The organism is Streptomyces sp. PsTaAH-137, assembly GCF_003259365.1.
Classification (GTDB): domain Bacteria; phylum Actinomycetota; class Actinomycetes; order Streptomycetales; family Streptomycetaceae; genus Streptomyces.
Genome location: NZ_QLLY01000001.1, coordinates 291,789 through 305,551, shown reverse-complemented (window position 1 = coordinate 305,551; position 13,763 = coordinate 291,789). Strand labels below are relative to the sequence as shown.

General features: G+C 72.5%; 16 protein-coding genes and 1 pseudogene. 13 read left to right on the top strand and 4 right to left on the bottom strand.

Going from position 1 to position 13,763, the window contains the following annotated elements:
* The first annotated feature begins 14 nt into the window (after positions 1–14).
* A complete protein-coding gene (locus K377_RS01220; protein WP_237551862.1) occupies positions 15–452 on the top strand; it encodes a hypothetical protein in 438 nt (145 codons plus the stop codon).
* Positions 453–525: 73 nt separating this feature from the next.
* Here K377_RS01220 and K377_RS01215 read toward each other — a convergent pair.
* Positions 526–813: pseudogene (locus tag K377_RS01215) on the bottom strand (oxidoreductase); the annotation flags it as partial.
* Between the two features lie 374 nt (positions 814–1,187).
* Here K377_RS01215 and K377_RS01210 point away from each other — a divergent pair.
* From K377_RS01210 to K377_RS01185, 6 genes are all read left to right on the top strand, one after another.
* Positions 1,188–1,604 (top strand): SsgA family sporulation/cell division regulator, encoded by a 417-nt coding sequence (locus tag K377_RS01210; RefSeq protein ID WP_111661164.1) that lies wholly within the window; start codon positions 1,188–1,190, stop codon positions 1,602–1,604.
* Positions 1,605–1,720: 116 nt separating this feature from the next.
* On the top strand, positions 1,721–2,653 hold the full coding sequence (locus tag K377_RS01205; protein WP_111661163.1) for a DUF4129 domain-containing protein: 933 nt from the start codon (positions 1,721–1,723) through the stop codon (positions 2,651–2,653).
* A complete protein-coding gene (locus K377_RS01200; protein ID WP_111661162.1) occupies positions 2,650–3,234 on the top strand; it encodes a hypothetical protein in 585 nt (194 codons plus the stop codon). The genes K377_RS01205 and K377_RS01200 overlap by 4 nt, the downstream gene beginning before the upstream one ends.
* Before the next feature lie 44 nt (positions 3,235–3,278).
* Positions 3,279–4,250 (top strand): MoxR family ATPase, encoded by a 972-nt coding sequence (locus K377_RS01195; RefSeq protein ID WP_111661599.1) that lies wholly within the window; start codon positions 3,279–3,281, stop codon positions 4,248–4,250.
* Positions 4,247–5,581, top strand: coding sequence for a DUF58 domain-containing protein (locus tag K377_RS01190; protein ID WP_111661161.1), 1,335 nt, complete (start codon positions 4,247–4,249; stop codon positions 5,579–5,581). Before K377_RS01195 ends, K377_RS01190 begins: the two co-directional genes overlap by 4 nt.
* Before the next feature lie 101 nt (positions 5,582–5,682).
* Positions 5,683–6,186, top strand: coding sequence for a hypothetical protein (locus tag K377_RS01185; RefSeq protein ID WP_146614675.1), 504 nt, complete (start codon positions 5,683–5,685; stop codon positions 6,184–6,186).
* A gap of 15 nt (positions 6,187–6,201) precedes the next feature.
* On the opposite strand, the gene K377_RS01180 is transcribed toward K377_RS01185, so the two are convergent.
* Entirely contained in the window at positions 6,202–6,864 is a 663-nt protein-coding gene (locus K377_RS01180; RefSeq protein WP_258394943.1) for a GPP34 family phosphoprotein, read from the bottom strand.
* Positions 6,865–7,145: 281 nt separating this feature from the next.
* Here K377_RS01180 and K377_RS01175 point away from each other — a divergent pair, with 281 nt between their 5' ends.
* The 4 genes from K377_RS01175 to K377_RS01160 all read left to right on the top strand — a co-directional run bounded on the left by K377_RS01175 (position 7,146) and on the right by K377_RS01160 (position 11,333).
* Complete coding sequence (locus K377_RS01175; protein ID WP_111661158.1) at positions 7,146–8,780, top strand: ABC-F family ATP-binding cassette domain-containing protein; 1,635 nt, start codon at positions 7,146–7,148, stop codon at positions 8,778–8,780.
* Positions 8,781–8,901: 121 nt separating this feature from the next.
* Entirely contained in the window at positions 8,902–9,678 is a 777-nt protein-coding gene (gene ddaH / locus K377_RS01170; RefSeq protein ID WP_111661157.1) for a dimethylargininase, read from the top strand.
* A 95-nt stretch (positions 9,679–9,773) separates the two neighbouring features.
* Complete coding sequence (locus K377_RS01165; RefSeq protein WP_111661156.1) at positions 9,774–10,751, top strand: acyl-ACP desaturase; 978 nt, start codon at positions 9,774–9,776, stop codon at positions 10,749–10,751.
* A 117-nt stretch (positions 10,752–10,868) separates the two neighbouring features.
* A complete protein-coding gene (locus tag K377_RS01160; RefSeq protein ID WP_111661155.1) occupies positions 10,869–11,333 on the top strand; it encodes a hypothetical protein in 465 nt (154 codons plus the stop codon).
* A gap of 3 nt (positions 11,334–11,336) precedes the next feature.
* Here K377_RS01160 and K377_RS01155 read toward each other — a convergent pair whose 3' ends face one another.
* Positions 11,337–11,675: a hypothetical protein gene (locus tag K377_RS01155; RefSeq protein WP_111661154.1), complete on the bottom strand. Its 339-nt coding sequence runs from the start codon at positions 11,673–11,675 to the stop codon at positions 11,337–11,339.
* 222 nt (positions 11,676–11,897) lie between these two features.
* Between K377_RS01155 and K377_RS42020 the strand changes: the two genes are divergently transcribed.
* Positions 11,898–12,410, top strand: coding sequence for a hypothetical protein (locus K377_RS42020; RefSeq protein ID WP_237551887.1), 513 nt, complete (start codon positions 11,898–11,900; stop codon positions 12,408–12,410).
* Between the two features lie 285 nt (positions 12,411–12,695).
* Positions 12,696–13,361: a YceI family protein gene (locus K377_RS01145; RefSeq protein WP_111661153.1), complete on the top strand. Its 666-nt coding sequence runs from the start codon at positions 12,696–12,698 to the stop codon at positions 13,359–13,361.
* Positions 13,362–13,460: 99 nt separating this feature from the next.
* Here K377_RS01145 and K377_RS01140 read toward each other — a convergent pair whose 3' ends face one another.
* A complete protein-coding gene (locus K377_RS01140; RefSeq protein WP_111661152.1) occupies positions 13,461–13,703 on the bottom strand; it encodes a WhiB family transcriptional regulator in 243 nt (80 codons plus the stop codon).
* Between the last annotated feature and the right edge of the window lie 60 nt (positions 13,704–13,763).

Below are 13,763 nucleotides of genomic sequence, written 5' to 3'. Positions count from 1 at the left end.
TAGCCTTTGGCGTCGTGCAGCAGAATCGACGACGTGACAGGCGGCCGGTGCGCCGCGCGGGGCCGGACCGCGAGCCGTCCCCCGCGGCTCCGGCTCTTGAGGGCGCCGATGTCGTGCTCGTCGGGTTCTTCTCCGGCAGGCAGAAGGACGTCGCCTCGGTGATGGACGCGGCGGCCGACGAGCTGTCGAGGCGTGGCGCGCGGGTCGTCGGCCGGGTCGTGCAGCGGCGCGGCGTCTCGGCCGGCGGGGCCGCGCAGATGTCCCTGCCGTACTCCTCGCGCACACTTCTCAGCTACGGCAAGGTCCACGAGACCGCCGCCCTGTGCGCCCGTACCCGCGCGGAGGCGGCGGTGTTCCTGTGGCCGCTGACGGACCGTCAACGACGGGTGCTGACACGGATGCTGGGCGTCCCGGCGGTCAGCCTGGACACCGATACGGACGAGGCGACCTAGAGACGGCTGCCGGTGGTCGTGTCGGAGGACAGGCACTGGGCCACGTAGACCGGGATCACCGACAGGAGCACCGGGTGCGCCGCCCGTCGCCGGTCACCGCGGCGGCGCGGGCGAGGGCTGGTCGCCGCCGACGGCGGTGCCGTGCGCGCGGTCACGGAAGGGCGAGACCGAAGACGCCTCGCGCCGGGTCGCCCGCGGGGACCGGGGTGCCGGTGGCTGTCCGGTTCAGGCCACGGCCGCGGGAGTGCAGCACGCGGGTGCTCGCGCCGCCGCCGGTCGCCGGCCGGACGTCCTTCGGGCCCGACGCCACAACGCACTGCCCGGACGCATCGAAGCCCGCCTCGCCGGGCTGCGTGGCCGGACCACGGAACCGTACGTCTGTCCGGCCCGTCTCGTTCAGCTTCCAGCCGGGCTGCCCGGCGGTCTCGGAAGCATCCGCGCCCGCCGGACCTGTGCCCCGGGCGAGGGCGGCCAGCTGCGTCGTCACCGCCAGTCCCACGGTGCTCAGGGTTCTCGGATTCCTTTGGCGCCTCGATGGTCGCGCTCTCCCCATCGCGCGCGAAGCTGGTCCCCCGTCACTCCCGCGTCCAGAGCACCCCGATTGAAACCGGTGACAGAGGTCACTTGTTTTTCGTCCGACATCAGATGCACGGATTCGCTCGTTCCGCCGTCTATTCAAGAGAGGCCCTCAGAGCGTCCGTCGTTCTCCGTCCAGTCGTCGCAAGGGAGCAGGCGTTGTCCACCGTCATCGAGCAAGCCGTAGAGGCCCGTCTCGTCGCTGCCGCGCCGCGTATGGCGAGCATCCCCGCGACCCTTCGGTACGACACGCACGACCCGTTCGCCGTCCGTATGTCGTTCCCCGCCGCCGCGACCCTGGAGGGCGTCGAGGTGTGCTGGACGTTCGCCCGCGAGCTGCTGACCGGTGGCCTGACCGAGTCCGTCGGCGCCGGGGACGTGCGGGTGCGGCCGTACGGCTACGACCGTACGGTCCTGGAGTTCCACGCCGTGGAGGGCACCGCGGTCGTGCATGTCCGCTCGGACGACGTGCGGCAGTTCCTGACGGGTACGACGCGCCTGGTGCCGACCGGTGACGAGGCCCGGCACGTCGACGTGGACGGGTATCTCGCGGAGCTGTTGCGGGACGCGTACTGACCTTCTTCGGGGCCGGAGGTGGCCCGGAGATGAAATCCCCACGCGGTCGGGGAGACGGCTGACATCGGTGTCGCCGCGTGTGAGGATGCCTGGACCGGCATGCGGGGGGAGGCGCGGTGCGCGTACGCCGAGACGTTCACCGGGCGGGTACCGGCCCGGCGGTCGCCGTGGGCGCCGCAGGAGTCCTCGCACTGACGGCCGCGGCCCTGCTGCTGCGTCCCGCCGCGCCGTTGCTGAGCAAGGGCGCGGGCCCGCTCGGCGGCTCCTCCTTCCTCGTGGTCGTCCTGGCGCTGGCCTGGGCGGCGGGCTGGCTGGTCGTGGTCAGGCGGCTGCGGCCCCGGATCCGGGGTGATCGCGGCACGCTGTCGCCGCGCGAGGACCGGCTGCGCCAGATCGCCGTGCCGCTGCTGCTCGTGGGTCCGGTCGCGCTCGCGGTGCTCGCCCTGGTGCTGCACCGGTTCCCGGCGGGCACGAAGCACGCCCCGGCCACCGGGCCGACCGGGCTTCCGGTCCCGTCCTTCCCCACACCGACACCGTCCGCGGAGGGCTCGGACGACGGATCGGGCGTGCCGCTGTCCGTCGTGGCGGCGGGGCTCGCCGTGACGCTCCTCGTACTCGTCGTCGTCCTGCTGGCGATCCGGCTGCGCCGGTACGGTCTGTCGCTGCCCGGGCCGCCCGCGCGGCCCGTCGCCGAGGCCGACACCGAGCGGGAGTTGCTGCTGTCCGTGGTCGGCGAGGGCCGTCGCGCGCTGGCCGACGGCACCGACGCGCGGGCCGCCGTGATCGCCTGCTACGCCGCGATGGAGGACGCCCTCGCCGCGTCGGGCGTGCCCCGGCACGTCGCCGACAGCCCGGCCGATCTGCTCACCCGTGCCGCCCGCGCGGGCCTGGCGGCGGGTCCGGCCGCGCCCCGGCTGACCGCGCTGTTCCGGGAGGCCCGCTACTCCTCGCACCCCATGGACGACTCCCGGCGGGTGGCCGCCGCCGAGGCCCTGGAGGAGATCGCCGCGCTGCTGCGGGAGCGGAGCGCGCAGGGGGATTCCCGATGACGGCGTCCGAGCCCGCGGGGATACGGCGCGGCCGCCCGCCGCTGACCGTTCCGCGTCTGCTGCTCCTGTCGGCCGTGCTCGCGGCGTCCGCGGTCCTGCTGATCCTGCTCGTCGACGGCTGGGTCGCCGCCGGGGCCGCGGCCGTCGTGCTCGGCGCGGGAGCGCTGCTCTGCGCGCGGTACGTCGCGGGCGCCGACGCGCAGGACTCCGGGCGGCGGGGCGAGGTGCGGCTGCTGCGGACGCGGGCCCCCGGCATGGGCGAGTGGCACCGCAATGTGCGGATCTCCCTGGGGCCCGACGGCGCCCTGTGCTACCGGGCCGTCCTGCGGCCCGAGCTGCGCCGGCTGTTCGCCGCCGCGCTCGCCGAGCACCATCACGTCTCGCTCGACCGACAGCCCGCGCGGGCGGCCGAGTTGATCGGCCCCGAGCTGTGGCGCTGGCTGGGCCCCGAGCCGCCCGCGACGGGGCCCGACGGCGCGATCCCGGCCGAGGTGCTGGGCCGGCTCGTCGACCGCCTCGAACTGCTCGGCACCGCGCGCACCCGTCCCCGTCCGCACCTCCCGAAGGAAGAAGCACCGTGAGAAGCCCCTCCGAGCCGCCGGCCGTGCCCGCGCCGCTCGCGCCCATGACCCCGCGGGAGGCCGGCGAGCGGGCCGGTGCCGTGCTGCGCGAGGTCGGACGTGCCGTCGTGGGCAAGTCCGACGCCCTCGAACTGGTCATGCTCGGTGTCCTGGCCCGCGGCCACGTCCTGATCGAGGATCTGCCGGGACTCGGCAAGACCCTCCTCGCGCGGTCGTTCGCGACGGCGCTCGGCCTGGAGTTCCGCCGCATCCAGTTCACACCCGACCTGCTGCCGTCCGACGTGACGGGCGCGTCCCTGTACGACCGGCGCGACGGCGGGATGGTCTTCCACCCGGGGCCCGTCTTCGCGCATCTGCTGCTCGCCGACGAGATCAACCGGACGCCGCCCAAGACGCAGGCGGCGCTGCTTGAGGCGATGGCCGAGTCGCAGGTGACGGTGGACGGGGCGACGCGTCCGCTGCCCGATCCGTTCCTGGTGATCGCGACCGCCAACCCGGTGGAGTACGAGGGCACGTACTCCCTTCCGGAGGCACAGCTGGACCGTTTCCAACTCCGTGTCCGCATGGGCTACTTGAGTTCATCGGAGGAGCTGGCGATGCTGCGCGCCCGGGTGCAGCGGGCCACGCCCGAGACGGTGCTCGACACCCTCGCGAGCCCCGCGGAGGTGGTGGCCTGGCGGGACGCCGTGGAGCGGGTCGAGATCGACGACGACCTGCTCGGTTACGCGGTCGCGCTGGTGAACGCCACCCGCGACCACCCCCAGATCAGCATCGGCGCGTCCCCGCGCGGCGGGCTGGCCCTGGTCCAGCTGGCCCGCGCCCGCGCGGTTCTCGAACAGCGCGACTTCGTGATCCCGGAGGACCTGAAGCTCCTGGCGGTGCCCGCGCTCGCCCACCGGGTCTCGCTGCGGCCGGAGTTGTGGGTGCGCGAGGTGTCCACCGACACGGTCGTGCGCGAGATCGCCGGTACGGTGCCGACCCCGGCGACGCGCCGCACGGAGCCGGTGCGCTCATGAGCGCTCCCCCGAGCGCGGCGGTGCTGCGTGCCCTGGAGGGCCGGACCGGACCGGCGCAGGCGCCGCCGCCACCGCCCGAGGGGCCGCGCCCCGGCGAGCGGACGCTGCGGCTGCTGACGGTGGCCGTGGTGGCGCTAGCCGCGGCGCTGCTGACCGGCCGGGCGTGGCTCCTCGCGCTCGCCGCGGGCCCGCTGGTGCTCCTGGCCCTGTCGCTGCCGCGCACGTACCCGCGACGCGTCGAGACCTCGGTGGACGTCACGCCCCGGCGCTGTTTCGAGGGCGACACGGTCACCCTGCGCATCGACGTCGCCCATGACGGGGGCGAGGTGCGGCTCGACCCGGGCGTCACGCTCGGTCCCGGCGTCCGGCTCGACGAGGTGACGGTGGGCCGGTCCTCGCTCACGCTGCGGTTCACCGCGCTGGAATGGGGCCGCTGGTCGCTCGGCCCGGTCGATCTCGACGTGTACGACGCCGGGGGCACCGCCCGCCGCGGCGTGCGGGTGGCGGCGGCCGAGGTGGCGGTGTTCCCGTACGCGGGGCGGTCGCGGTTCACGCCGGTCCCGGTGCGGCTGCCGCAGCGGCTCGGCGAGCACACGGCCGCGCAGTACGGCGAGGGCGTCGAGCTGATCGGCGTACGGCAGTGGGAGCCGGGCGAGCGGCAGCGGCGCATCCACTGGCCGTCGACGTCACGGCGCGACACGGTGCAGCTGTACCGGTTCGCCGCCGAGCGGGCCGCGGACACGGTGATGCTGATCGACGCGTTCGGCGACCTGGTGGACCCGGTGACCGGGCTGTCCTCCCTGGACGAGACGGTCCGCGCCGCCGCCGGGCTCGCCCGCGCGTATCTGCGGACGCACGACCGGGTCGGGGTGGTCTCCGTCGGCGGTGCGACGCGCTGGCTTGAGCCACGGTCCGGGAACCAGGGCGACGCCGCGTTCTACCGCATCGTCGAGAGCGTCCTCGACGTCCGCAAGGACAGCGCCTACGACTCCCCCGGGCTGCACGAGGTGCCGCCGCCCGCGCTGCCCGAAGGGGCGCTCGTGTACGTCTTCACGCCGCTGAACGACGCCCGGGTGCTCAAGGTGCTGCGCGATCTGCGGGCGCGGGCCCGGCGGCCGGTCGTCGTGGAGATCCCGAGCGGCGACCCCGTGATCGAACCGGGCGATGTGGCGGGCGAGTTGGGGCTGCGGCTGTGGCGCGCGGACCGGGCCGCGACGCGGTTCGCGCTGCGCGACAGCGGGGTGCCGGTGCTGCGGCACACGGCGGGCGAGCTGCTGGACCTGGCGCTCGCGCCGCTGCTGTCGGGCCGGGTGGGAGGGCGGCCGCGGTGAGCGTGCCACGAGGGGCATCCGCGGCCGGCGTGCCCGGGGAGGCTTCCGGGACGAGGGTGCCCTGGGGGGCGTACGCCGCACGTGCCCTCCGTACGCTGCCGGTGCGGATACTCGGCGCGGCGCTGCTCGTGGCCGCGTACCGGCCGTGGGCGGCCGGGCGCGACGGCATCGGCCTGTTCCTGTTCTGCGGCGCGCTGGTCCTCGGTCTGTGGGCGGCGCCGGGGCTCGATCTGCGGCCGACGCTGCACTCGTTCCGCTGGTGGTACCGGCTCGCGCGGCACCGGACGACCGCGCTCGCGTGCTCGGCCGTGCTGATCGCCGCGTTCGGCGACCCGCCGCCGTGGCAGGCGTGCTGTACGGCGGTGCTCCTGGTCGGCTATCTCGCGGCGAGCGACGCCTGGTCGACCGGGCTCACCGCCACCCGGCCCGCGCGGCGCACCTGGGGCGAGGCCCTGGCGGCCTGCGCGGCGTCGGCGGCCGTGATCGGCGCGGCGGCGGTGGAGGTGCCGGAGTCCGGGGCGGGACGCCCGCTGGCGGCGCTGGTGCTCGCGGCGGGCGGGACGGGGGTCGCGCTGCTGGTCAGAGGGCGGGTGCGTGCTGCCTGACGTTCCGGCCGCGCCTCAGCCGCCGCCTCCGTCGGCGGCTCTCGCCGCCTCGGCGGACTTCACCGCCGCTTCCAGGGCCCGGCGGATCTCCGGTACGGCGGGGCCCGCGTGTGCGGCGAGGGCGGTGAGCCGGTCGGCGTAGCGACGGCGTTCGCGGGCGGAGAGCAGCCCCCGGAAATGGCCCGCGGCGGCGAGCACCAGCAGGGCCGCCTGCTCGGGGTGGACGGCGTCGGGCGCGGTGGGGCCGGTCAGGGCGGTCCTGGCCTCCATGCGCAGCACCTCCACGTATCCGGCGCGCCGCAGTGTGTACCGGGTCCCGGGGAACAGGCCGAGCACGCGGCGCCGCTCGGCCGCCAGGTATCCGTCCGCCACGAGTTGGCGGCGCACCGCGTCGCGGGTGACGCGCGCACGGTGGGTGATCGTGCGGCGCCAGGAGCGTGGCCTCGACTCCTCGATCAGTTCGAGGAGTTGGTCGAGGACGGGGTCGTCGGTGCGGGCGTCGGGCACCGGGACGACGACGCCGTCGCTCTCGTGGACGAGGCCGCGCGCGGCGAGTTCGGCGAGGGCTCCGGCGCGGACGGCGAGGGCCAGGTCGGGGGCGCCGGACACCCGGTCCTTGCCGGTGTCGTACGCCAGGAGGAGCAGGCGGGCGGGCAGTGCGGGAGAGCCTTGGGGCACCTCCCCACGATAATTCTTTGACAGCCCTCCGACAGCTCCTTACGTTGGGTGTCGGTTCTGTTGCCGTCGAAACGGAGAAGGACGTTGCTCTTCTGAGGTCGTGAGACACCGCGCGTGTTCCGCAGCAGCCCTTGGTGCGCTGCGTGTACGGCGTTGTGTGAGACCTCGGCGTATGAGCCGTCCTCCCCTCGGCACAGGCCCTTTTTCGTTGCCTGTGTTCCGCGGTGTCTCGAACGTGTCGTGTCCCGTCACCGTTCGCACCGAGCAACCGCGAGGCCTCCATGTCACATCCCCAGAGCCACCCGGGCTCCCCCACGACGTCCGTCGCCGTCACCGGACTCGACTACGCCTGGCCGGACGGCACCGCCGTCTTCGACGGCCTCCAGGTCGCTTTCGGGCCAGGCCGCACCGGTCTGATCGGCTCCAACGGGTCAGGGAAATCAACTCTGTTGAAGCTGATCGCCGGTGAGCTGCGCCCCGCCGACGGCACCGTGCGGGTGGCCGGCGAGGTCGGCCATCTGCCGCAGAACGTCACGCTCGACACGGCGCTGCGCGTCGACGAGGTCCTCGGCGTCGCGGCCGCCCGGGCCGCCCTGCACGCCATCGAGGCGGGCGACGTCGCCGAGGAGCACTTCACCGCGGTCGGCGACGACTGGGACGTCGAGGAACGGACCGTCGCCACACTCGCCCAACTGGGCCTGGACCACATCGGTCTGGACCGTACGGCGGGTGAGCTGTCGGGCGGCGAGTCGGTGCTGCTGCGCCTCGCGGCCCTGCTGCTGCGCCGCCCCGACGTGCTGCTGCTCGACGAGCCGACCAACAACCTGGACCGGTACGCGCGCCGGCGCCTCCACGCGGCCGTGGAGAGCTGGCCGGGTGTGCTGATCGTGGTCAGCCACGACCGGGAACTCCTCGATCTGGTCGACCAGATCGCCGATCTGCGCGGCGGGGAGGTCACCCGGTACGGCGGCAACTTCTCCGCGTACGAGGAGGCCCTCGCCGTGGAGCAGGAGGCGGCGGAGCGGATGGTCCGGGTCGCCGAGTCCGATCTGAAGAGGCAGAGGCGCGAACTGACCGATGCCCACGTGAAGTTGGCGCGGCGCAGGCGCTACGCCCAGAAGATGTACGACACCAAGCGGGAGCCGCGGGCGGTGATGAAGCTGCGCAGCCGGTCGGCGCAGGTCTCCGCCGGCAAGCACCGCATCATGCACGAGGAGAAGCTCGCCGAGGCCAAGGAGCGGCTCGACGAGGCCGTGGAGGCGGTGCGCGACGACGACGAGATCAGGATCGATCTGCCGTTCACGGCGGTGCCGCCGGGGCGCTGCGTGCTCACGCTGCGCTCTCTCGCGCTGCCCTACGGGGCAGGGGTGCGGGGCGAGTTCGAGCTGCGCGGTCCGGAGCGGGTGGCGTTGGTCGGCCGTAATGGGGCGGGCAAGACGACGCTGCTGCGGACGATCGCCGGTGAGCTGGCGCCGGTCGCGGGCGAGGTGATCACGCACGTACCCCTGCGGTTCCTGCCGCAGCGGCTCGACGTGCTGGACGAGGGGTCGACCGTCGCCGAGAACGTGGCCCGGTTCGCGCCGGAGGCCACGGTCAACCGGGTCCGGGCCCGGCTGGCGCGCTTCCTGTTCAAGGGGGCCAGGGCGGACCAGCCGGTGGCGACGCTGTCGGGCGGCGAACGCTTCCGCGCGACCCTGGCCGCGCTGATGCTCGCGGAGCCCGCGCCGCAGCTGCTGATGCTCGACGAGCCGACGAACAATCTCGACATGGCGAGCGTGCGGCAGCTGACGTCGGCCCTGGAGTCGTACGAGGGGGCGCTGATCGTGGCGAGCCACGACCTGCCGTTCCTGGAGTCGATCGGGGTGACCCGGTGGCTGGAGCTGGGAGCGGAGGCGGAACCGGGTCGGAAGGAGTGAGAAGGAGGTGACAGCCGCGTAACGGGGGATTCCGCCGCGCCTGCCCGGCTGTGCATGATGTGCCCGCCGCCGTCACCCTCAGCCGCGGCATCACATCCGCCGTGACCCGTGGAGAACACCCGTGCCCAGCAAGAAGGCCCTCGTCCGCCGGCCAGGCCCGCGGCTGGCGGAGGGGCTCGTCACCCACGTCGCGCGCACCCCCGTCGACCCGGGGAGGGCCCGTGAGCAGTGGCAGGAGTACGTCTCGGCGCTGGAGGCGCACGGCTGGGAGACGGTGCTGGTCGAACCGGCCGACGACTGCCCGGACGCGGTGTTCGTGGAGGACACCGTCGTCGTCTTCCGCAACGTCGCGCTGATCGCGCGATCCGGCGCCGGATCGCGGCGCGCGGAGACGTCGGGGGTCGAGCAGACCGTGGCGCGTCTCGGCTGCTCCGTCAACTGGGTGTGGGAACCCGGCACGCTCGACGGCGGCGATGTACTGAAGGTGGGCGACACCCTCTACGTGGGGCGCGGCGGCCGGACGAACGCGGCCGGGGTGCAGCAGTTGCGGGAGGTCTTCGAGCCGCTCGGGGCCCGCGTGGTGGCGGTCCCCGTCAGCACAGTGCTGCATCTGAAGTCGGCGGTCACGGCGCTGCCCGACGGCACGGTGATCGGTCACGAGCCGCTGGTCGACCACGCCTCGCTCTTCCCGCGCTTCCTCCCGGTGCCCGAGGAGGCGGGCTCCCATGTCGTCCTGCTGGGCGGAAACCGCCTGCTCATGGCGGCGAGCGCGCCCAAGTCGGCGGAGCTGTTCGCGGACCTCGGGCATGAGCCCGTACTGGTGGACATTTCGGAGTTCGAGAAACTCGAAGGCTGTGTGACGTGCCTCTCAGTGCGGCTTCGGGGCCTCTACGCGTAACCACAGCTCCTTATGGAGCGCTTAACCTACGGCAACGTAACCTACGACACCGTAGGTAGAACCGCTCGCTGTACCTCCGTCCCCCAGGAGCCCCCGTGACCGTCATCTCTCCCCGCCTCGGGTCGTCGACCACATGGACCGACGCCCGCCTTCTGTACGCGCTGGAGGAAGTGGTCGAGAAGGAGCTGAACCGCCACCTGAAGGTCGCCAAGGACTGGATGCCGCACGAGTACGTGCCCTGGTCCGACGCCCGCAACTTCCCCGGCCTCTTCGAGGACGGCGAGGCCTGGGAGAAGAGCCAGTCGAAGGTCACCGAGGTCGGCCGCACGGCGCTGATCGTCAATCTGCTGACCGAGGACAACCTCCCCAGCTACCACCACGAGATCGCGACCCTCTTCGGGCGCAACGGCGCGTGGGGCACCTGGGTGCACCGCTGGACCGCCGAGGAGGGCCGGCACGGCATCGTGATGCGCGACTACCTGCTCGCGTCGCGCGCCGTCGACCCGGACCAGCTGGAAGCCTTCCGCATGTCGCACATGAGCGAGGGCTACGAGTCGGACAACAACCACTCGATGCTGCACTCGATCGCGTACGTCGCGTTCCAGGAGCTGGCGACCCGCATCTCGCACCGCAACACCGGCCACCAGTCCGGCGACCCGGTCTGCGACCGCATGCTGGCGCGCATCGCGACCGACGAGAACCTGCACATGGTGTTCTACCGAAACCTCCTCAAGTCGGCGTTCGAGCTGGCACCCGACCTGACGATGCAGGCCGTGCGCGACGTGGTCGTCGACTTCCGGATGCCCGGCCACGGCATCCCCGGCTTCGAGCGGGCCGCAGCGCAGATGGCGATCGGCGAGGTCTACAACCTGCGGATCCACCACGACGACGTGATCCAGCCCGTGCTGCGCTTCCTGAAGGTCATGGAGATCGGCGGCCTGGGCCCCGAGGGCCTCAAGGCGCAGGAGGAGCTCGGCCTGTTCATGAACGGCCTCGACACCGAGGCCTCCAAGTTCGACGAGAAGCTGGCGGCCCGCAAGGCCCGCATGGCGGCGAGGGCTGCCACGCGCTAGTCCAACCGGCAGGCCGGTCGGGACGCGAGGCTGTGTCGGCCTGCCGCTCCGCCGCGTGGGCGCGCTCAGCCGCGACGAACATCGCATCCGGGCGCGCCCCAAGGCGTTGAAGCACACATGAACCATGACGCCGCCGACGGCCGACCGGTCCCGGTCTGGGTCCACTGCGCGCATTTCTACCTCGCCGACCCCGACCTGGGCACCGACCGTCTGCCCGGCCCCGACAGCGCCTCCGACGGGATTCTCGCCCTGGGCACGGACGGTGGCTGCGTCCTCACCGGGCTGCACACCGGCTACGTCCACGTCACCGTCCGCCCGCACACCGTCGCCCCCGCGCCTGCGGGCACCGAGGCGTGCGCGGAGGCCGGCTTCCTCTCCACCACGGGCCGGCTGAACGTGCATTCCTGGGAGGACGGCTCCATCGACGAGCTGCCCAACCTCGCCGCCGCCGGCCCCGGCCGCTACCGTCTGCGTGTGCGTGCCCAGGGGCGGGCCCTGGGGCGTCGCCTGGACAGCCGCGCCCCCGAAGCCCCTGTCGTGGAGAGCTATCTGCTGGAGACCTGGACGGTGCCCGACCGCTGAGGCCTACTTCCACACGACGGCCACGACCGCCGCGGCAGCGGTGAACGTCGCCACGGCGAAGAACGCCCACGACTTCTTGTTCCGCATGCCCACCAGGGCGACGACCGCCACCAGAACGTCCAGGGCCAGCTTCACCCCCATCTTCGCCTCGGGCACCGGCAGATCCAGGGACGTACGGGTCCAGACGAGTCCGATGCCGGTGACCAACTGGACGACCGCGCTGGTGACCATGTAGCTGCCGGTCACGGTGTCCTTGCCGCGCAGTTGGTAGAAGATCCCGCCCAGGAGTGCCGCGAAGCCGAACAGGTGGAAGACGAGAAATATGTATCTGAGGATCTCCATGCCACTGACCTGTCTGTAGAGGGAGAGGTGGACCGCCTGCGGGGCCCACCCACTCCGTTGTCACGAGCTCGCGTACCGAGACGAGACAGCCTCTCGGCTTGTGACATCCCGGCGGTTGCTGCTGCTTTGACGGCCGCCCAGAGCCTTGGTTCGGCACGGGAGAGGCGGTCAGAATCCTGTCGGCACGTAGGAGAGCTGGCCCGTGGATATGGTGCTGTCGTGATGTTGACCGACCCGGAAATCGGTTCGCTGCTCGCGCCTGCCGGACTTCGACTCGTCGAACGGGTCCAGCGGGCCGTTCGGCTGCCTTCGCTGCCGAAGCAGGTGTCGCCCGCGAGCGCCCGGCCCGAGCACGGGCGCTTCGACTCCCGCTCGGACGAGGTCGCCGACCTGGATGCTCCGGACTTCGCGGACAAGGCCAATGGCGGCTGGCACCGCATGGCCGAGGAGTACGGGCTCCTCGACGACAGGAGCGAGTTTCTCCTGGCACTGGGCCGTGAGCACCTCGGGGAAGATCCGGACGTCGAGCCCTGCCAGGTGTGGTTCCGGGTCCGACTGCTCGATGAGTGGGATCTGGTGGGAAGTGAGGTGGACCTGCTGCGGAGCGGCTTCGCGACGTTCTTCACCGATCGTTTCGTCCCGGAGTTCATGATGGCCTCCCTGGACGGCCGGATGATGCTGCAGACCACGGTGTGGGGCAACGGAACTCTGAGCACCATCGTCATCCGTCCGTAGTCGTCGCCGGCCAGGATGCGGGCCAGTTCGCGGGCGAACGGCCGCAGCGCTGCGCGTGCCCGTTCCGGCCCTCCCCCGCCTCGGGCACGGGCCCGGCGCGACACCGAAGAGGATCACGATGAGTGACATCGGCATATCCGGCCGTGCGTTCACATTGATGGCGATCCTGTGCAGCTATAACGGCCCGACCACGTAGAACTCGGACGAGACCGCCCAACTCGCCGTCCACGCGCGGCCGATGGCGTGATAACACGGAGTGATCACATCGAAGGAGGCTTCGCCCGCATGGGTATCTTCAACCGTCGCCACCAGGGCGCGACCGTCGACACGGCCCCGGCCGTCGTCAGCCCTCGTACGCCGCTCCCGGGCGAGAACGCCGGCGATGTCGCGCTCGATCCGGCGCTCCGGGCACTGTCCGGGCAGTGGACCATCGACCGCCCGCACAGCAGGATCGGCTTCTCCGTGCGGCACGCGATGGTCACCACCGTGCGGGGCGCCTTCGCCGACTACGACTCCAGGCTGTACTTCGACGGGGCGGCGCCGTCCCGGTCGCGTGCCGAGCTGGTGATCAGGGTCGGCAGTGTCGACACCGGTGTGGAACAGCGCGACGCGCACATCGTGGGGCGGGACTTCTTCGACGCGGCGCGCCACCCGGAGATGGTGTTCCGCAGCACGTCCACGGTCCACGAGGGCGGTGAGACGTTCCGCATGACCGGGGATCTGACGATCCGCGGTGTGACCCGCCCCGTGGACCTGCAACTCGACTATCTGGGATCGGTGCTGGACCCGTTCGGCTTCGAGCGCTCCGGCTTCGACGGCACCACGACCATCGACCGCACGGAGTGGGGCCTGGTCTACAACAAGCGGCTGGAGGCGGGCGGCACGATGGTCAGCGAGAAGGTCCGGCTGCAGTTCGACATCTCGGCGATCCGGGCCGCACCGGAGAGCTAGGCAAGCCGGCCCGGCTCACCCGTGACGCCGGTGCGCGGCGGGTGACCGAACGAATCCGGCCGCACCGGTCCGTAATCCGTACCGGTGCAGGCCCGTGCGTCAGCCGCGCCGGAGCTGGTGCCGCTCCTTCTCGGAGAGGCCGCCCCAGACGCCGAAGCGCTCGTCGTTGGCCAGCGCGTACTCCAGACAGGCCGGGCGGATCTCGCAGAGTCTGCAGATCTGCTTGGCCTCTCTGACGGAGCTGCCCGGCTCGGGGAAGAAGAAGTCGCCACCGGTCTGGGCGCACAGGGCCTGGTCCTGCCAGGTGGGATCGGCAGGCTGGAGGGTCGTGGTCGCGTGCATGGGGAGAGCCTGCCGCCCGGCGAAAAACGTTCGATCAACGCGCGATCAACGCCGGGCGGC

Coding starts and splice junctions, on each gene's coding strand:
- K377_RS01190 (WP_111661161.1), top strand. CDS start 4,247: ATGAGCGCTCCCCCGAGCGCGGCGGTGCTGCGTGCCCTGGAGGGCCGG.
- K377_RS01195 (WP_111661599.1), top strand. CDS start 3,279: ATGACCCCGCGGGAGGCCGGCGAGCGGGCCGGTGCCGTGCTGCGCGAG.
- K377_RS01145 (WP_111661153.1), top strand. CDS start 12,696: ATGGGTATCTTCAACCGTCGCCACCAGGGCGCGACCGTCGACACGGCC.
- K377_RS01175 (WP_111661158.1), top strand. CDS start 7,146: ATGTCACATCCCCAGAGCCACCCGGGCTCCCCCACGACGTCCGTCGCC.
- K377_RS42020 (WP_237551887.1), top strand. CDS start 11,898: ATGTTGACCGACCCGGAAATCGGTTCGCTGCTCGCGCCTGCCGGACTT.
- K377_RS01160 (WP_111661155.1), top strand. CDS start 10,869: ATGAACCATGACGCCGCCGACGGCCGACCGGTCCCGGTCTGGGTCCAC.
- K377_RS01140 (WP_111661152.1), bottom strand. CDS start 13,703: ATGCACGCGACCACGACCCTCCAGCCTGCCGATCCCACCTGGCAGGAC.
- K377_RS01200 (WP_111661162.1), top strand. CDS start 2,650: ATGACGGCGTCCGAGCCCGCGGGGATACGGCGCGGCCGCCCGCCGCTG.
- K377_RS01155 (WP_111661154.1), bottom strand. CDS start 11,675: ATGGAGATCCTCAGATACATATTTCTCGTCTTCCACCTGTTCGGCTTC.